The sequence below is a fragment of the Stenotrophomonas sp. Ker107b genome (genome assembly GCF_053847245.1).
On sequence record NZ_JBSPHX010000001.1, the window covers coordinates 1,352,098 to 1,369,633 of the forward strand.

Sequence of the window (17,536 nt, forward strand, 5' to 3'; positions counted from 1 at the left end):
ATTAACCTGTGAGCGCAGAATCCAGGGATGAGGGATCAAAACCAGCGCCGATCAAGTGCAGGCACAGGTCATAGGGCGACGAGGGACTGAAGAACTCTCTCGCAAGGAGTGACTCGCCCGACTGCGCGCCCTCCAGCCACGCCTGAATATGGTCGGAGAGACTCGCCAGCTCGCTCAGGGGGCCTGCGATCCAATGGCTATCGATGACTGGTGACGTCCATGTGCCAATCTCAAGATAGTCATACGGACCCAGATTGCAGTGGCATGAAATCCAATCATTGCCTGGATCGGAAGCATAGAGGCGAACAGCGGCAACGAAGGCCTCCAGCCCGCCCACTTCCCCCGTGATTGTCCACTGCTTGGCGGCATGGTCGACCTCATAGTAGAAGCGGAGCTTTCTCCATTCGGACCGAAACCACTCATCCGAAAAATGGTCCATCAGACTTCACTCCTTGGGTTCATGATCGCGGCGCAGGCTTAGGAGCGGGCACTGCCTCGTCAAATGTCATGGTTCAGAATGGACCTCCGCTTCGGCGCGCCGTGGCCCGCTTCGTACAAACACGCCAACGCATGCGCCCGCCATGCCACTCAGGACGGACACCACGACGTTCGGCGCATTGATGCGGAAGATTGGCAGGAAGCCTGCCTGGGTTCCCGCGTTGACGAAGTAAGTCGCCATTCCCCAGAGACAGACGTACAGCACGCCGACGATGATCGCGAACCGGTACTGCCTTGCGATAAGCCCGCCAAACAGCGCGAACCACATGCCGGCAGCCGAGGACAGCACGTCGCTTGTGTCGAATGCAAAGTTACTTCGAGCCACTACTGAGATGCCCAGGAAGTACGCGGCCCCGAATACCAATGCCAGCAACAGAAGCAACGCCCCAAGTTGTCGCCACATGGATTGAAACTCCCCTTCACTCGGTTCCAGGGCCACTCTACCTGAATGCGCTTCCCCAGCCTTGCCCCCCGCCCCCCCCCTTGTCCCCGCCAAATCGCGGTGGTAGTTTGGTAATTACAGCGTAATTATGAAGAGGCGGCAGATGGCTCGAGACTGGAACACGCTTGCGGATCGCCGCCAGGCAAGGCTGCAGCGGGCCACGGATGCCGGCCTTGGGCGCCTGGTGCCTCACGCGGGGATCACCCAGCTCCTGCACACCGTGCTGGAACCCGGCGACCGGGTCTGCCTGGAGGGCAACAACCAGAAGCAGGCCGATTTCCTGGCCGAGTGCCTGGCCCAGCTCGATCCGGCGCAGGTCCACGGCCTGCACATGGTCCAGTCCGTGCTTTCGCTCCCCTCGCATCTGGATGTCTTCGAGCGCGGCATCGCCCAGCGCCTGGACTTCTCCTTCTCCGGTCCGCAGAGCGGGCGCCTCGCCAATCTGGTTGCCGAGGGCCGGATCGAGATCGGGGCGATCCACACCTATCTGGAACTGTTCGGCCGCTACTTCATCGATTTGACCCCGCAGGTCGCACTGATCGCCGCCCAGGCCGCCGACCGCCACGGCAATCTCTACACCGGCCCCAACACCGAAGACACCCCCGTGATCGTCGAAGCCACCGCGTTCCGTGGCGGCATCGTGATCGCGCAGGTCAACGAAATCGTCGACACCCTCCCCCGCGTCGATATCCCGGCCGATTGGGTCAACTTCGTCACCGAGGCGCCGCGCCCCAATTACATCGAACCGCTGTTCACCCGCGACCCGGCGCAGATCTCCGAGATCCAGGTGCTGATGGCGATGATGGCCATCAAGGGCATCTACGCCGAGTACGGCGTGCAGCGCCTCAACCACGGCATCGGCTTCGATACCGCGGCGATCGAACTGCTGCTGCCCACCTATGCCGAATCGCTGGGCCTGAAGGGCAAGATCGGCACGCACTGGGCGCTCAATCCGCACCCCGCGCTGATCCCGGCGATCGAATCCGGCTTCGTGCAGTCGGTGCACTCGTTCGGCTCGGAGCTGGGCATGGAGCGCTACATCGAGGCGCGCTCGGATGTCTTCTTCACCGGCAGCGACGGCAGCATGCGCTCCAACCGCGCGTTCTCGCAGACCGCCGGTCTGTATGCGTGCGACATGTTCATCGGCTCCACGCTGCAGATCGATCTGCAGGGCAACAGCTCCACCGCCACCCGCGACCGCATCGCCGGCTTCGGCGGCGCGCCCAACATGGGCTCGGATGCACGCGGCCGCCGCCATGCCAGCCCGGCCTGGCTGAAGGCGGGCCAGGAAGCGGCCCTGCCCGGGCAGATGCCGCGCGGGCGGAAGCTGGTTGTGCAGATGGTGGAAACCTTCCGCGAGCACATGGCGCCGGCCTTCGTGGAGCGTCTGGATGCCTGGGACCTGGCCGAGCGCGCCAAGATGCCGCTGCCGCCGGTGATGATCTATGGCGATGACGTCACCCACGTACTGACCGAAGAAGGCATCGCCAACCTGCTGCTGTGCCGCAGCCCGGAGGAACGCGAGCAGGCGATCCGCGGCGTGGCCGGCTACACCGCGGTCGGCCTGGGCCGTGACCGCGCGATGGTCGAGAACCTGCGCGACCGCGGCATCATCCGCCGCCCCGAAGACCTCGGCATCCGCACCCGCGATGCCAGCCGCGATCTGCTCGCCGCGCGCTCGGTCAAGGATCTCGTGCGTTGGTCCGATGGGTTGTACAACCCGCCCAAACGCTTCCGCAACTGGTAAGGGGCACGCCATGGAAACCCTGCGTTATCGCTTCCCCGGGCAGCACGATCTCACCGAGCGCGATCACCACGCGCTGGTCGGCGTGGTCGCCTCGGGCAATCTGGAAGTGCTGATCGAACCCACCCCGCTGGACGGCGCAATGGAGATCGAAGTGATCACCTCGGCCACCGGCTTCGACACCATCTGGCAGGCGGTGCTGGCCGACTTTGCCGCGCGCCACCCGCTGCGCAACGTGCGGCTGTCGATCAACGATGCCGGCGCGACGCCCGCGGTGGTCAGCCTGCGTCTGCAGCAGGCGCTGGAAACCCTGCAGGAAGGAGACGCCGCGTGAGCAGTCACAGCTTTTACGAGGCCGATGCCCGCGAGCGTATCCACGGTCTGCTCGATGCCGGCAGCTTCAGCGAGTTCGTCGGCCCGGCCCGCCGCATCATCAGCCCGCACCTGGCCCAGCTGGATCAACCGGGCGCGTTCGATGACGGCATCGTGGTCGGCGCGGGCGCTTTGAACGGTCGCAGCGTACTGATCGCCGCGCAGCAGGGGCAGTTCATGGGCGGTGGCGTGGGCGAAGTGCACGGCGCCAAGCTCACCGGCCTGCTGGAGCGTGCCGTTGCGGTGCGTCCAGAGGCGGTGCTGCTGCTGCTCGACAGTGGTGGCGTGCGCCTGCATGAGGCCAACGCGGGCCTGATCGCCATTTCCGAAATCATGCGTGCGGTGCTGGCCACGCGCGCCGCCGGCATTCCGGTGTTCGCGCTGATCGGCAGCGGCAACGGTGCGTTCGGTGGCATGGGTATCGTCGCCCGCTGCTGCACGGCGGTAGTGATGTCCGAAGAGGGTCGTCTCTCGCTGTCCGGCCCGGAAGTGATCGAGACCGTGCGCGGCGTGGAGGAGTTCGACTCGCGCGACCGCGCCCTGGTCTGGCGCGTGACCGGTGGCAAACACCGCTACCTGATCGGCGACGCCGTGCAGCTGGTGCCCGACAGCATCGAGGCATTCGGTGATGCCGCAACGGCGCTGATAGCCGCACACGTCGAGCCGCAGGATCCGCTGGACGCGATTGATCAGGCGCACGCCCGGCTTGCTGCGCGAATCACCACCTATGGCGGCTGCCGCGATGGCCTGGAGGTCTGGCGTCTGCAGGGCATTGCCGATGCCGAGCAGCTGCCGCTGCTGGAGACCGCTGACTTCCTTGACGCCGTCAAGGACCGGAGCCTGCCATGGAACTGACGCCCCTGCTCGATGCCCTGTTCCCGCTCGGTCACGCGGTCACCCGCGAGCACGATGTGCTGGGCGGTACCGCCACCACCGCCGCCGGCGAGGTGACTGTCATCGGCACCGCCAACAAGCTGGAGGTGGGTATCGATCACGCACTGGCACTGGCAGCCACTGTGCTCGCCAGCACCCGCGCAGATCCGCAGCGGCCGATCGTGATGCTGGTCGATACCGCCGGTCAGCGCCTGGCGCGCCGCGATGAAATGCTCGGCATCAACAGCTACTTCGCGCACTTGGCGCGTACGCTGGATCTGGCCCGCCGACGCGGCGCGCCACTGGTCAGCCTGGTGTATGGCGAGTCGGTGAGCGGCGGCTTCCTGTCGTTCGGGTTGATGGCCGACCGCATCTTCGCCCTGCCCGAAGCACAGGTGCGGGTGATGGATCTGCGCGCGATGGCCCGCGTCACCAAGCAACCGCTGGAGAAACTGCAGGCACTGAGTCAAAGCTCGCCGGTGTTCGCGCCGGGCGTGGAGAACTACGTCCGCATGGGCGCCGTGGAGGCCGTCTGGGAGGGCGACCTCGCGCAGGCGCTGGTCGAGGCGCTGCAGGCGCCGGTCACCGGCGACCAACGCCGCGAACGGGGCGCCGAGCGCGGTGGCCGCCTGCTGGCACACGATGTCGCCGCTGCCGTGGCCGCGGGCGAGGCCTGAACCATGCGCCGCCACGACCTGGTCTGGCTCGATCCGCAGGCGCCGTGGCAGGTGCTGACCCCGGGCGCGGATGCGCGCCTGCGGGCGTGGGCCGAGGCGCGCCTGCCCTTCGTGGTGGCGCGACGCGATCCGGCCGCTGATGGCGATCACTTGCGCCTGGGGGTGCCGTTGCCCTTGGCCGAGCAACGCCAGCGGCTGTCGCTGCGGATCGAACCAGGCCATGTGCTGCGCACTACGCCGCCGCCGGCCTTGGCCGAGGTCACCGAAGGCCTCCCTGCGCCCTGGCGCGACGAGGTACGCCTGCTGTTGGCCGATACCGGCGATCTGGACCTTCCCCCGCGCGTGTTCGGCAGTTTCGCCTGGCAACACCTGACCGGCCTTCTCTATCTGCGGGCCAGCTCGGATCTGGACCTGCTCTGGGAGGTGGAGGATCACGCTCAGGCGGATCGACTGGCCGCCCGCATGCAGCGCTGGGAGCGTGAGCACCGGCTGTGCATCGATGGCGAACTGCGGTTCCCGGGCGAGCGTGCGGTGAGTTGGCGTGAGTACGCCAGCGGCGCCGCACGGGTGATGGTCAAAACCGGTGATGCCTGCTGGTTGTCACCGCGCGACGCACTGCTGTCGCTGCAGGCCGCTGCATGAACGCGGTCCTGCACCCGGTTCCGGCAACACCGCCCTCCCCCACGGCGGCGGCGCATCGGCTGGGCCGGCTGGCGATCACCAGCCTGCATGCAGAGCTGGCCTGCGCGCCCAAGCCGGGCCTGGTGACGCCATGGAGCCGGGGCAGCCACCAGGACATGGACGCCGGCACCTTCCTGCGCAGCCTGTTCGCCCTGCGCGGCTACTTCGTGGCTGTCGCTGCCGCTGGCGCGCATGCCACGCCCTTTGAAGACCTGCGCGCGTATGGCATCGACGCCGAGGCGGCCATGCTGCGCGCCACTGGCGGCATCAATACCCACCGCGGTGCCATCTTCAGTCTCGGGCTGCTGGTCGCCGCGTCCGCCCAATTTCGCCACATCAAGGGAACGCCACCCCAGGGGGGCGAGGTCTGCCTTGCCGTACGCGATTACTGGGCGCCCGCGCTGCTCACCGCTCCGCTGAACAGCGACAGCCCCGGCCAGCGGGCCCGCCAGCGCCATGGCGTTGCCGGTGTCCGCGAACAGGCCGCGCAGGGCTTTCCATTGCTGCGCGACGTCGCCCTGCCCACATTGCAGGCCGCGTTGCGCGCCACGCAGGACCGCCAGGCGGCGATGGTGCAGACGCTGATGTCGCTCATCGCGGTGACCACCGATCTCAACCTGCTGCATCGCGGTGGCGAGCGCGGATTGGCCTTCGCACAGCAGCAGGCACGTCGCTTCCTCGCCGAGGGCGGCGCCCTGCAGCCGGGCTGGCGGGCACGGCTCGGGCCGGTGTGCGATGCCTTCGAGGCCAAGCGCCTGAGCCCGGGTGGCAGTGCCGATCTGCTGGCCTGCGCGTGGTTCCTGCACCAGCAGGAGGGTGCATGAGCCTGGTCCTGCTCTGCCCGGGCCAAGGCGGCCAGCACCCCGGTATGTTCGAACGGGTGCGTGGCCACGCATTGGCCCAGCCAGTGCTCGATCTGGCCGACGAACTGCTCGGCACGCCGGTCGAACAGATCGCTGCTGACACGATGCGCTTCCGCAACGCACTGGCACAACCGCTGGTCTGCACCGCCGCGCTCGCGCACTGGGCTGCACTGCGCCGCTCCCTGCCGACCATCACCGCCGTCGCAGGCTACAGCGCGGGCGAGCTGGCGGCGCATGCGGTGGCCGGCAGTTTCGATACGGCTACCTGCCTGCGGCTGTCACGCAAGCGTGCGCGCCTGATGGACGCAGCAACCCCGGACGATGCCGGGCTGCTGGCCGTGATCGGTCTGGACGATGTCCGGATCGCGCGCCTGTGCGCTGCGCACGGCATTTTCCTGGCCATCGTCAACGGCCCGGACCATGTGGTCCTTGGCGGTGCGCGTGCCTCTCTCGCAGCGGCATCCGACGAAGCGGCCGCCAACGGCGCCCGGGCAGTGCCGCTGCCGGTCTGCGTGCCGGCGCATACGCCGTTGCTGACCGCCGCCGCACAGGGCTTCGAAGACCTGCTGCATTCGGTCGAGCTGCGCGCACCCCAGCTACGGCTGTTGGCCGGGATCGACGGCCGCCTGGTCGGTGATGTCGAGCGTGTCGTGGCCACGTTGTCGGCGCAGATCGCGCAACCGCTGCAGTGGCAGACGGTGCTGCAGCAGGCGGTCGAGCGCGGTGGGCGCGTATTTCTGGAACTGGGCCCGGGCGCGGCGTTGAGCCGTCGTGCCCGCGAGCTGCATCCGCAGCTCGAGGCCCGTTCCGTGGAGGATTTCCAGACGCTGGAGGGCGTTCTGGAGTGGGCGGACCGCGCATGCGCACGCGCATGAGGGTTCGCCGGTAAGGGTTGCATCACGTAAACCCCGGGTGGCGGGTCGCCATCATGCTGCACGCGTATCAAGTGTCTCGGGAGGGCGCATGAGTCCGCAAATCGCAACGATCATCGGCTTGGTGATCATGTTCATCGTGGCCACTGCGCTACCCATCAACATGGGTGCAGTCGCCTTCGCGCTGGCCTTCATCATCGGCGGCCTGTTCGTCGGCATGGAGGGCAAGGAGGTGTTGGCCGGCTTCCCGGGCGACCTGTTCCTGACCCTGGTCGGCATCACCTACCTGTTCGCCATCGCACAGAAGAACGGCACCATCGACCTGCTCGTGCATTGGGCGGTCAAGGCCGTGCGCGGGCACATCGTGGCCATTCCGTGGGTGATGTTCGTGGTGACCGCAGTGCTGACCGCCTTCGGTGCGCTCGGCCCGGCCGCAGTGGCCATCATCGGTCCGGTCGCGCTGCGCTTTGCCAAGCAGTACAAGATCAACCCGCTGATGATGGGCCTGCTGGTGATCCATGGCGCGCAGGCCGGTGGCTTCTCGCCGATCAGCGTGTATGGCGGCATCACCAACCAGGTGGTGCAGAAGGCCGGCCTGGAAGTCACGGAAATGGCCGTGTTCCTGACCAGCCTGGGCTTCAACCTGCTGATGGGCATCATCTGCTTCTTCGCCTTCGGCGGGCTGGCGCTGATGCGTCGCGCACCCACGGCGACCGAACCGCTGGTCGCCGGCAGCCAGGCCTCCTCACGCCAGTTTGCGATCGAAGGTCACGGCGCCTTGGTCTCGGCGGGCGGTGGCACGCTCTCCAATGATCCGGACGCGCTGGATGACGTGCGCATCAACCGCGAGCGCGTCTTCACCCTGATCGGCCTGCTCGGCCTGGGCATCGCCGCACTGGTCTACAACCTCAACGTCGGCCTGGTCTCGATCACCGTCGCAGTGGTGCTGGCCCTGCTCTCGCCGAACTCGCAGAAGGGCGCGGTGGATGGCATCAGCTGGTCGACCGTGCTGCTGATCAGCGGTGTGGTCACCTACGTGGCCGTGCTGCAGCAGGCCGGCGCGGTGGATTACATCGGGCATGGCGTGGGTGCGATCGGCATTCCGCTGCTGGGCGCGCTGCTGGTCTGCTATGTCGGCGGCATCGTGTCGGCGTTCGCGTCCTCGGCGGCGGTGCTGGGCGCCACGATTCCCCTGGCCGTGCCGTTCCTGATGCAGGGGCATCTGAGCGCCGCTGGGGTGATCTGCGCCCTGGCGATCTCTTCCACGGTGGTGGATGTGAGCCCGTTCTCCACCAACGGCGCGTTGGTGGTGGCCTCGGCCGCGAAGGAAGAGCGCGAAGCGCTGTTCCGCCGCTTCCTGGTCTACAGCGGTCTGGTCGTCGCCTTCGGCCCGTTGCTGGCGTGGCTGCTGTTCGTGGTACCGGGCTGGATGTGACCCCATGACGGGCCTGCTCCGGCAGGCCCGCCCTGACCCGTTAGAATGCTGCACACCTGCACAAGAACTCCTGCCATGCCTCTGGCTCCTGGTCCCCGTCTGTCGAAGAAACGCGTGCCGCTCTATGAAGAGGTCGCCGAGCGCCTGCGCCAGAAGATCTACGACTACGAACTGCCGCCGGGTGAATGGATCGATGAGCCGATGCTTGCCGAAGAACTGGGCATCAGCCGTACCCCGTTGCGCGAAAGCCTCAAGCTGCTGGCGGCCGAAGGCCTGGTCCAGCTGGATGCAGGGCGTGGCAGCCGCGTCACCCGGCTCACGCTGGAAGATCTCAACCAGCTGTTCCCGGTGATGGCGATGCTGGAGGGCCGCTGTGTACACGAAGCGGTCAAGCGTGTCGACGATGCAGGCATCGACCAACTGCAGGCCCTGCACGATGCGATGGAAGTGGCCGCCGCCGGTGGCGATCTGGCCGAGTACTACCGAAACAATTACCTGATCCACGAAAGCCTGCAGACCCATGCCGGCAATCCGTGGCTGATCCGGGTGACGCATGACCTGCATCGCATCCTGAAGATGCATCGCGGCCGTCAGCTGCTGACTCCCGGGCGGATGGCACAGTCGCTGGAAGAGCATCGCGCGTTGATGGCGTGCATCCGCAACCGCGATGCCGAAGCCGCCGAGGAGATGATGAATCGCCACCTGCTCAGTCAGGGCGAGGCGCTGGCCGCGTACGTCGCCGCAGGCGGGCAATTGAATGTGCCCGCGCCGCTGCCCAGGCAGGGTGGCGTCTAAGCGCCCTGCCCTCCGGGGCCTTACACCAGTTCGACCGTCAACCGCGTCAGCGATTGACCGAGCAGATGCAGGCGGATCTGATCCAGACTGGTGAAATAGCAGACCGTGTCCGTCCCGGCCAGACGATAGATACCCCGCTTCCCGCCGAGCAGCACGAATTTCTCCTGATCCACCAGATACTGGGCGACCGGCGGCACGCCTTGTGCCTTCAGCCCGTCGATATCGATGGGTTCAAGCGCGTCGAGATCCTGCAGTGCGGTCGTCATGGTGCGGCAACATCCTTTGGGGTGCCCCGATCTTAGGTAGCTGCGCGGCAGCAGCGCGTGGATTGATCGTGAGGGCGGCGAGAGCATCGCGCATGACCAGTCAGTCCACCGGCAACGCATCCACCGGTACCGGACGGCCCAGCAACCAGCCCTGCGCAACGGCAGAGGGCATCAGCTCGACCATCACCTGCGCCTGCTCTTCGGTCTCCACCCCCTCCACCACCAAGCCGATATCCAGGGTCCGCGTCATCACGCAGATCGCCTCGATGATCTGGCTGATCGCCGAGCCGGTGCCGATCGCGCGCGTGAAGCGCTGATCCATCTTGATCGCATCCAGCGGCAGCTCGGCCAGATACGCGAAGTTGGAGTACCCGGTACCGAAATCGTCAATGTAGAACGGGTATCCGTCCTCGCGCAGCCGCGTCATGCCGTCGGCCAGATCGTGATGGCGGGTGGTGGAGCGCTCGGTGATCTCCAGCACCACCTGTTGCCGGGCGATGCCGGACTGCGCCGTGGCGGCATTGAGGTAGGCACGAAACGCGGCATCGACCACATCGGTCGCCGATACATTGAAACTGACGTAGAACGTCGGGTCATCGCGCAGGCGGTCGCCCAGTTCCGCCAGCGCCTTGCGCACCACCTGCCGTGCAAGTGCACCGCCCAGGCGCTGGCGCTCGGCCATCGGCACGAAGGTATCCGGTGGCACCGGCTCGCCCTGCTCGTTGCACCAGCGCGAGAGGGTCTCCACGCCGACCAGCCGGCGATCGGACAACGTCCGCAGCGGTTGATACACCAGGGTCAGGCCATCGCCCAGAATCGCCCGCTCCAGCTGCTTGGGCAACGAACGGTGGTTGCGCTGGGATGCACTGATCAGCAGACCCAGGCCACTGCCGGCGAACCCGCCCAGCAGACACAGCCCGATCACTATCCACGGCGATTCGGAGAGCAGACTGGATTGGCGCGCACGCGCCGCCACGCAGATATCGAACGTCGCACTGCAGCGGCGCGAGTGCCGCGTACTGCCGAGATCGCTCCAGGCTTCTTGACGGGATGGATCCAGTGCGGTGACATCGCCGAAACGCTGGAACACATGACCGGCATCGCGGGTCAGCAGCAGCGCGCCCATGCCCGAGGCCAGCTGGTCCACGCGGTCAAAGGCGCTCGGCGAGGTGGTGACGATGACGTCGCCCTTGGCGGACATGTCTGCGGCGACCCGGGAATCCACAATCCCCGACACGCTCCCCCACAGCCGGTAGCCGCGCACGCGCCGGTCGGGTTCAGGCATCCGTGCCGGCGCGGCCAGAACGCCCCACGCCGCCGAGCAGACCAAGCGGTCGTCCTGCAGCCGACCCACATCGCGCACATAGCGCGACTTGAACGCCAGCAGGCGCAGTTCGGCCAGATCCGCAGAGGTGCACGGCGCGGTGACCAACGCAGCGGCCTGATCGAGTGCGAGCGTTGACGCCGCGGCGACGGCTTCTGCCTGCGACAGCAAACGATCCGCGTAGGCATCCAACACCGCACGGTCGCGCTGGACCAGCATCGCCTGCGCGGTCAACAGCGTGACCGCCAGCACCACCACCGCCGTCAGTGTGACGAAAGGCGCCCGGCCTTCCAGCGCGATACGGTAGCTGTGTGCGATCGAGGATCGTGACAACGTCCAACTCCAGCAGAAAGGAAGGGCGAGGGGCGTTGCGAGACGGCGATCTGCAGTGACAGCGATGGGGCGCGGCACCCGCATGCAGCGGCGTTAACCGATAGGCCCGCCCTATTGTATAGGCGAGTTTTACACCGTGGTGCACCTTTATCGCGTTGTGTATGACTGTCCTGCGCTGTCGCAGGACAGACACTCGCCCACGTGCGCTCCACTACGGATAGTCCATCGTCAACGTCACCGCGCTGCCGATCGTGCCCGGGGTCAATGCGCCCGTGCGGATGTAGCGCACGGCAAAATCCAACGGCGCGGTTACGTTGGCGGCCGTCTTGGCCTGCGTCCAGCTCGATCCCATGTTCTGCACCACGTAAGTGCCCGAGGCATTCTTGCGCAACAGCTGAAGCTGCAGGCCTTTACTGGTGGTGCTGCCCGGGATCGCCGCCAGCAGGTTGCTCGTGCTTCCCGTGGTGTGGGCATCGCGCAGGGTAAAGCGCACATTGGTGGTCATGGTGACCGCCCCCGTGCAGGTCAGCGGCATGATGAACCCCGCATTGGCAGTGACCGTACTGTTCACTGCCCCCAGGTCCGTCGCGCGCACGTCCGCCAAAGGTGGAGCATGATTGGCCAGGCGGCAGAACCCCGGCAGCATGCCGAAGGTAAAGTCGGTCCGGAACGTGCTGGCGTCAACGCTGGGGCAACCCGAATACGAATTGACTTCGCAGATCCACACCGAGATGTTGGGCGCTCGATTGTCGTGAGTAACCGTGGTGCCATTACGCCGGATGACCTCGAATGCCACCGAATAGGTCCCTGACGAGGGTGCGCTCATGATGTCTGTGGTGCCCAGAGGCCTGAGGACGCCGTTCACCCGAACCCGCACGCCGAACACATTGGCACTGTATGTATTGTAATGGGCCAGGGTGGCCGCATCCGTGGACCCGGCCGACATCGTGAGGTGAATACGGATCCCCTTGGAGCACCCTGAGAACGTAAAACTGGTGCCGTTGCTGGTCGATACCGTCTGGCCAATCGCCGGTAAAGGCACGTTGGTGGGCGCGGCGAGCGCTCTTACCCCGGGGTTGCTCGCATTGCAATCCGCCCACGCCGGCGCGCTCAGCACCAGCAGCACACTGGCGGCCAGCCAGCCGCGCCATCGCAGGCCTGCCGCGGCCCACCTGCTCACTGCGCCAGCGCCGCCGACGCGCTCAGGTGCCCACCAAAATCGTCGATCCAGTCGAACTGCACGGCCTGCCCTGCACCCGGCGCCTTGTCCAGCGCCATCCGCAGCGAACTGCCCGGCGCAATCATGCCCGGCTCGGTCACGCTGGCACCGCCCACCGAGGCCGTCGCAAGCGAGACGTGATAGCGGCTGGGGTTGTGCGCCTCAAGGTACTCACCATCGGCATCGCGCCCTCTGCTCCACCGCAGGTTGGCGGCCGCCTCGCGCGGCTTGCCCTCCAGGCCCACCGGGCGATAGAACAGTTTGATCCGGCTGCGCACGGCCAGCTGCAGCAGATTCTCATCCGGCGCGGCCTCGCGGCGCGGGGGAATCTCCAGCACGTTGAAATAGAACACCGACTCACGGTCCGTCGGCAGCTCCGGCATCGCCTGCGGCGTATGCAGCAGCCGCAGCGACTGGCCCTGCCGCGGCTCTATGCGCGCCAGCGGCGGGGTCAGCACGAACGGCACCCGGATCTCGCTGGCCTTGGCGTCGGCGTCACCCGCATCGATCCAGGCCTGCACCATGGCGGGCGCATCGTCCTGGTTGTTGAGCTGGATGGTGCGGTCCTTATCGTTGGCATCAAAGATGATGCGGGTGCCGACAATCACCACGCCGGCATGGGCGTGGGGAACGATGGCCATGGATGCGCCGGCCATCAAGGCAGCGGCCAACAGCGGGCGGAAAGAAAAGCGATGCATGAGGAAACTCCAGTCAGGCCCGGCCTGGCCGGGCGCCCGCCTCGCCGGAGCCGCAGCTGCGGCCCCGGGCTGCGTGGGATCAGGGATAGGCAACCGTGAAGGTGGCATTGGATTTGGCGGTGCCCGCACCGGCCGCGCCGCCAACGGCAACGTAGACCGCGGTGTAGTCCAGCTTCACCGCACCGGTGGTGATCGGCACGAACGAATCGGCGGTCGGCAGGCCATTGATGATCTGGCGGGTGCCGGCGGCGTTGTCGATACCGATCTGCACATTCTTGGCGGTGCTGGCGGCAGTCAGGCGCAGGTTGCCGGTGGCGTTGTCCCCAAGCGTGGGGCTCTCAAAGCGCACCGCCACCGTGCCGGTGGGCGCTGCGCCCGGGCAGGTGAGCGTGATCGGCATCGAGGCGCGGCCGGTCTCATTGCCGGCGGCTGACAATGCCGATACATCCAGCTTGCCGAACTTGACGTCCACCTTCGCCGCCGCCGTGACGGTGCAGGTACTGGCCACCAGCTCGCCGTCGAAATCGATGGTGTTGGCCGAGGCCAGCGCGGGCAGCAGCAGGGCGGCGAACAGCAGGGCGGTCATGGGTCGTTTCATGGGAAATTCCTTTGAAGTGGGCTTGAGGGATATGCAGTGGTCCGGCCTGCTCAAGCGACAGATCGGCGCGTAGGTTTCAGTCGTAGGTCACCACGACCGTGGCGGCGCTTTTGAAGCTGCCGTGCTGGAGGGGGCTGCCGTTGTGCCGATAGAAGTAGCTGCGGCCCTGATATGTCGCCGCGCCGCTGGCCACTGCCAGGCTGGCGTGATGACCGGCGGCCGGCATCACGGCCTCCGAGCCCTGCTCCACCAAGTGCAGACTCACGCCGGTGGCAGTGCCGTGGTTGGCGTATTGCGGCTGACCGGCGGCATGCGGGGGGCCGGCAAACACCAGCGCGACCCGGCGCACGCCGCGGCAATTGACCAGGCGGAACTCCCAGTCCAGTGCCGTGGCGGCCACCACCCCGGTGGCCGCCCCGATCACGTGCAACTGCACCCTGGGCAGGTCCACCCGTTTGGCCTGGTCCTCGGTGTGCACCTCACACGTGCCGGGACGCACGCTGCCGGCCAGATCGACCACACCGTCGGCCAACGCAGGCCGCGGCCAGGGCAGGAGGATCACGCACAGCGCGGTGGCACTGCGGCACCGCTGCGCTGCGCTGGCGCGCGTGCGGCTCATTGGTAATCGACAGTCACGGTAAAGGTGCTGCTGATGTCACCTGCGGTGACCTCACCCGTGCCGACCTTGGTGTACTGCGCGCACAACGCTTCGGTATGGGTACCGGTGAAGGTGCGGGCGAGCGTGCTGCCCGGCGCCACGGTGGTACCGGTGGCCGAGCACGCGCCCTGCTGCAGCCAGATGCCGGTATTGGGGGCAGCGCCGGTGGTCAGTTTGTTGCGGAAGATCGTGGCATTCGGTGCAGGTGCTGCATCGGCGGCGGCGCCGAAGGTGAGCCGCGCACCTTTGACGCCGCTGCAGGCCGTCAGCGCCAGTGAGAACGGCGTGTAGCTGTCCGCCACCCCACCGCCGGCCGTGGCCGGAAACTTGTCGGCACTCACCGCGGGCATGGTGTGGGTGGGATTGTTGAGCGTGCAGGTACCCGGGCGAACGGTCCCGGTCAGGCTGACGTTCTGTGCGTGCACGGGAGCCAGCAGGAGCCCGGACGCCATGATCGCAATGCAGGCAGGAAATCGCATGATGGAAGGCCTCAGCGGTAAGTGATGGTGACGGTGAAATTGGTGGACAGCGGGCCCATCGTCACCAGGCCGCCGGCGATCTTCACGTACTGAGCGCACAGATAGAGCTGGTACGTGGCAGTCGTGAAGTTCTTGGTGATGGATGCGCCCGGGGCGACGGTGGCGCCCGCCGTACAACGGCCGGTGCCCTCCTTGATCCAGTAGCCGGTGAACGGCGCGCCATTGGTGGCCTTGTTCCGGAACACATTGGCCTGGGTGCTGGCATCGGCCACCGCCCCCATCTGGAACGTGGCTCCGGTAACGCCGGAGCAACCGGTCAAGGCGATCTCGAAATCCGTGTAGCTGGCCGGGGCCGAGCCGGTGTTGCCTGCCACCTGGGGGAAGACATTGGCACCCACCGCGGGGATGGTCTTGCTCACGGCAGCCACCGAGCAGGTGCCGGCATCGATGCTGCCGTTGAGATCGACGCGGGCACTGTTCTGGGCCGCTGCATCGGCGCCGCAGGCGAGCATCCCAACCAGCGCCAGCGGGGAAAGCAGATGCGTGCTCATCGGTACGTCACCGTGACGGTGAAGGTGGTGGTCAGCGGTCCCATCGAGACCAGGCCGCCGGCGAATTTGTAGTACTGGGCGCACATCGGAAGCGTGTACGTTGCCGTGGCAAAGGTCTTGCTCAGGGTCGCTCCCGGGCGCACGGTGGCGCCGGTGCTGCACGCCGCCGTCTCCCGCACCCAGATGGCGGTGAAGGGCGCACCATTGGTGGCCTTGTTGCGGAAGCTGTCGGTCTGCTGGGGCTCGGCATCGGCAGCCGCGCCGAACACGAAGTTCGCGCCGGTCACGCCGGAACACCCGGTCAATGCGACGTCGAATGGGGTGTAGCTGGCCGCCACCCCCGCTTTGCCGGCAGCGGTCTGCGGGAACGCACTGGCCTTGACGGCGGGCATTGTCTTGGTTACCGCAGCCGTTGTGCAGGTACCCGCCTGGATGCTTCCATTGAGATCAACGCGCACGGTGCTCTGCGCCGCAGCCAACGGGCAGGCGCACAGGGCCAGTAGCGGAAGGCAGTTGAGAAGGTTCATCCCGGTCTCATTGATAGGTGATCGTGACGATGAAGCTGGTGCTGGCCGGGCCCTGCGTGACCAGGCCACCAGCGGACTTGTAGTACTGAGCGCACAGCGGAAACGAATAGGTTGCTGTGGTGAAGGTCTTCGTGACGGCTTGCGCAGGCTGATAGGTCGGCCCCGCGCTGCAGCTGCCGCGCAACCAGATGGCGATGTAGGGCGATCCACCAGCGCCTTTATTGCGGAAGCTGTCGCGCTCGGTGGCGTGACGGTCCGCATCGGTGCCGAAGACGAACGTCGCGCCGGTGACGGACGAGCAGGCCGTCAGATTGATCGTGAAATCGGTATAGCTGGCCGCGGCCCCCCCCTTGCCGGCGGCGGTCTGCGGGAAAGCATTCACGCCCACGGCGGGCATGTTCTTCGACACGGCCGTCGCGGTGCACGTACCGGCCAGGAGCGTGCCGTTGAGATCGATGCGCGCCCTCGAAATCTCCTGTGCCGCCGCCGGCAGCGGCGCCGCGAGCAGCACGGTGACCAGCGCCTTGGCGAGGGTCATGCGCGCCCTCATTGGTAGGTGATCGTGACGGTGAAGCGGGTGCTGATCGCACCCCGCGTGACCACGCCGCCGGCAAGCTTGACGTACAGCGCGCACAGCGGCACCTCGTGGGTCGACCCACTGATGGTTTCGTTGCGCGTACTGGCGGGCGCGATGGTTCCGCCAGTGGCGCAATCGGTGGTGGGCCGCAGCCAGATAGCCGCGTACGGTGCGGCATCCGCCGTAGCCTTGTTCCGGAACATCGACGCGCGGGATGGCTCTGCATCTGCGGCTGTCCCGAACACCAGCGTTGCGCCGGTCACTCCTGCACAACCGGTCAATGTGAGATTGAACGGTAGCCAGCTGGCGGAATTGCTGTTCTCGCTTGCGGGATTGTTGTTGAACGTGTTCGCCATGACGGTTGGAAAGCGTTCATTGACCGCCGCCACCGTGCAGGTGCCCGGCTGGATCCGGCCCGTAAGCGCGACGTTGGATGTGCCGGTGCTCTGCGCACGCGCAGGCAGCACGCTCACCAGCATCAGCAACGGCAGGAGGCACACTATGCGCATCATGACCCTCATCGGTAGGTAATCGTCACGGTGAAATCGGTGCTGATGCCGCCCTGGGTCACCAGGCCGCCGCGGTACTTGGCATACTGCGCACACAGCAACAGCTCGTACTCCGGCGTGGAGAAATCACGGGAGAACGGCGCGCCGGGCGTGATCGTGCTTGAGGACGCGCAGGTGCCCGCCTTCAGCCAGATGGCGGCAAACGGCGCTGCATCCGCCGCCTTGTTCCGGAACAGATTGCTATGCGTTGGCTCGCCATCGGCAGGGGTGCCCATCACGAATTCCGCGCCCAGCACACCCGCACAGCGGGTAAGAGAAAGTGCGAACGCCGTGTAGCTGGATGGGACACCAGCGGTTCCCTCTGCGCTCTGCGGAAAGACGTTGGCCGTCACCTCAGGCAACGTCCTGGCCACAGAGCCCACCGCGCACGTACCGGCCTCGATCTGCCCGCCCATGGCGAAGCTGGCGGTGCCCCCCGCCTGGGCCAGCGCGGCTCCGGGCAGCACCAGGCCGAGCAGCAGTAACGGATGCAGACTTGCCATGGC

General features: G+C 66.7%; 23 protein-coding genes. 9 read left to right on the forward strand and 14 right to left on the reverse strand.

What is annotated here, in order from left to right:
• Position 1: 1 nt before the first annotated feature.
• Complete coding sequence (locus tag ACWV8V_RS06230; protein WP_455899236.1) at positions 2–439, reverse strand: hypothetical protein; 438 nt, start codon at positions 437–439, stop codon at positions 2–4.
• Positions 440–505: 66 nt separating this feature from the next.
• Positions 506–901 (reverse strand): hypothetical protein, encoded by a 396-nt coding sequence (locus ACWV8V_RS06235; RefSeq protein ID WP_123729365.1) that lies wholly within the window; start codon positions 899–901, stop codon positions 506–508.
• Positions 902–1,043: 142 nt separating this feature from the next.
• On the opposite strand from ACWV8V_RS06235, the gene mdcA reads away from it, so the two are divergent.
• The 9 genes from mdcA (at position 1,044) to ACWV8V_RS06280 (ending at position 9,252) form a co-directional block, all read left to right on the forward strand.
• Positions 1,044–2,687: a malonate decarboxylase subunit alpha gene (gene mdcA / locus ACWV8V_RS06240; RefSeq protein WP_455899237.1), complete on the forward strand. Its 1,644-nt coding sequence runs from the start codon at positions 1,044–1,046 to the stop codon at positions 2,685–2,687.
• A 10-nt stretch (positions 2,688–2,697) separates the two neighbouring features.
• On the forward strand, positions 2,698–3,018 hold the full coding sequence (gene mdcC / locus ACWV8V_RS06245; protein WP_121036901.1) for a malonate decarboxylase acyl carrier protein: 321 nt from the start codon (positions 2,698–2,700) through the stop codon (positions 3,016–3,018).
• The gene (locus tag ACWV8V_RS06250; RefSeq protein ID WP_455899238.1) at positions 3,015–3,911 is read left to right on the forward strand and encodes a biotin-independent malonate decarboxylase subunit beta; all 897 of its coding nucleotides are present in this window, start codon (positions 3,015–3,017) and stop codon (positions 3,909–3,911) included. Before mdcC ends, ACWV8V_RS06250 begins: the two co-directional genes overlap by 4 nt.
• Positions 3,902–4,606, forward strand: a complete 705-nt coding sequence (gene mdcE, locus ACWV8V_RS06255; protein ID WP_455899239.1) for a biotin-independent malonate decarboxylase subunit gamma — start codon at positions 3,902–3,904, stop codon at positions 4,604–4,606. The genes ACWV8V_RS06250 and mdcE overlap by 10 nt, the downstream gene beginning before the upstream one ends.
• Before the next feature lie 3 nt (positions 4,607–4,609).
• Positions 4,610–5,248 carry a malonate decarboxylase holo-[acyl-carrier-protein] synthase gene (mdcG, locus tag ACWV8V_RS06260; protein ID WP_455899240.1) on the forward strand — a complete coding sequence of 213 codons (639 nt, stop codon included), beginning with the start codon at positions 4,610–4,612 and terminating at the stop codon, positions 5,246–5,248.
• Entirely contained in the window at positions 5,245–6,111 is an 867-nt protein-coding gene (mdcB, locus tag ACWV8V_RS06265; RefSeq protein ID WP_455899241.1) for a triphosphoribosyl-dephospho-CoA synthase MdcB, read from the forward strand. Before mdcG ends, mdcB begins: the two co-directional genes overlap by 4 nt.
• Positions 6,108–7,025: a malonate decarboxylase subunit epsilon gene (mdcH, locus tag ACWV8V_RS06270; RefSeq protein WP_455899242.1), complete on the forward strand. Its 918-nt coding sequence runs from the start codon at positions 6,108–6,110 to the stop codon at positions 7,023–7,025. The genes mdcB and mdcH overlap by 4 nt, the downstream gene beginning before the upstream one ends.
• A gap of 88 nt (positions 7,026–7,113) precedes the next feature.
• Positions 7,114–8,457, forward strand: coding sequence for an SLC13 family permease (locus ACWV8V_RS06275; protein WP_019184589.1), 1,344 nt, complete (start codon positions 7,114–7,116; stop codon positions 8,455–8,457).
• Positions 8,458–8,532: 75 nt separating this feature from the next.
• A complete protein-coding gene (locus ACWV8V_RS06280) occupies positions 8,533–9,252 on the forward strand; it encodes a GntR family transcriptional regulator (RefSeq protein WP_259259944.1) in 720 nt (239 codons plus the stop codon).
• 20 nt (positions 9,253–9,272) lie between these two features.
• Here ACWV8V_RS06280 and ACWV8V_RS06285 read toward each other — a convergent pair whose 3' ends face one another.
• From ACWV8V_RS06285 to ACWV8V_RS06340, 12 genes are all read right to left on the reverse strand, one after another.
• A complete protein-coding gene (locus tag ACWV8V_RS06285; RefSeq protein ID WP_259259943.1) occupies positions 9,273–9,518 on the reverse strand; it encodes a hypothetical protein in 246 nt (81 codons plus the stop codon).
• Positions 9,519–9,618: 100 nt separating this feature from the next.
• On the reverse strand, positions 9,619–11,175 hold the full coding sequence (locus ACWV8V_RS06290) for an EAL domain-containing protein (protein WP_259259942.1): 1,557 nt from the start codon (positions 11,173–11,175) through the stop codon (positions 9,619–9,621).
• Positions 11,176–11,386: 211 nt separating this feature from the next.
• On the reverse strand, positions 11,387–12,301 hold the full coding sequence (locus tag ACWV8V_RS06295; protein WP_455899243.1) for a fimbrial protein: 915 nt from the start codon (positions 12,299–12,301) through the stop codon (positions 11,387–11,389).
• 50 nt (positions 12,302–12,351) lie between these two features.
• Entirely contained in the window at positions 12,352–13,092 is a 741-nt protein-coding gene (locus ACWV8V_RS06300) for a fimbrial biogenesis chaperone (protein ID WP_183073630.1), read from the reverse strand.
• A gap of 79 nt (positions 13,093–13,171) precedes the next feature.
• Positions 13,172–13,690, reverse strand: a complete 519-nt coding sequence (locus ACWV8V_RS06305; RefSeq protein ID WP_152154291.1) for a fimbrial protein — start codon at positions 13,688–13,690, stop codon at positions 13,172–13,174.
• A gap of 76 nt (positions 13,691–13,766) precedes the next feature.
• A complete protein-coding gene (locus ACWV8V_RS06310) occupies positions 13,767–14,309 on the reverse strand; it encodes a fimbrial protein (RefSeq protein WP_455899244.1) in 543 nt (180 codons plus the stop codon).
• Positions 14,306–14,800 (reverse strand): fimbrial protein, encoded by a 495-nt coding sequence (locus ACWV8V_RS06315; protein ID WP_455899245.1) that lies wholly within the window; start codon positions 14,798–14,800, stop codon positions 14,306–14,308. The genes ACWV8V_RS06310 and ACWV8V_RS06315 overlap by 4 nt, the downstream gene beginning before the upstream one ends.
• 38 nt (positions 14,801–14,838) lie before the next feature.
• A complete protein-coding gene (locus ACWV8V_RS06320) occupies positions 14,839–15,378 on the reverse strand; it encodes a fimbrial protein (protein ID WP_455899246.1) in 540 nt (179 codons plus the stop codon).
• Positions 15,375–15,770 carry a hypothetical protein gene (locus ACWV8V_RS06325; RefSeq protein ID WP_455899247.1) on the reverse strand — a complete coding sequence of 132 codons (396 nt, stop codon included), beginning with the start codon at positions 15,768–15,770 and terminating at the stop codon, positions 15,375–15,377. The genes ACWV8V_RS06320 and ACWV8V_RS06325 overlap by 4 nt, the downstream gene beginning before the upstream one ends.
• Before the next feature lie 142 nt (positions 15,771–15,912).
• The gene (locus ACWV8V_RS06330) at positions 15,913–16,443 is read right to left on the reverse strand and encodes a fimbrial protein (protein ID WP_183073632.1); all 531 of its coding nucleotides are present in this window, start codon (positions 16,441–16,443) and stop codon (positions 15,913–15,915) included.
• 8 nt (positions 16,444–16,451) lie between these two features.
• Positions 16,452–16,994 carry a fimbrial protein gene (locus ACWV8V_RS06335; protein WP_455899248.1) on the reverse strand — a complete coding sequence of 181 codons (543 nt, stop codon included), beginning with the start codon at positions 16,992–16,994 and terminating at the stop codon, positions 16,452–16,454.
• 5 nt (positions 16,995–16,999) lie between these two features.
• Positions 17,000–17,533, reverse strand: a complete 534-nt coding sequence (locus ACWV8V_RS06340) for a hypothetical protein (protein ID WP_121036917.1) — start codon at positions 17,531–17,533, stop codon at positions 17,000–17,002.
• Between the last annotated feature and the right edge of the window lie 3 nt (positions 17,534–17,536).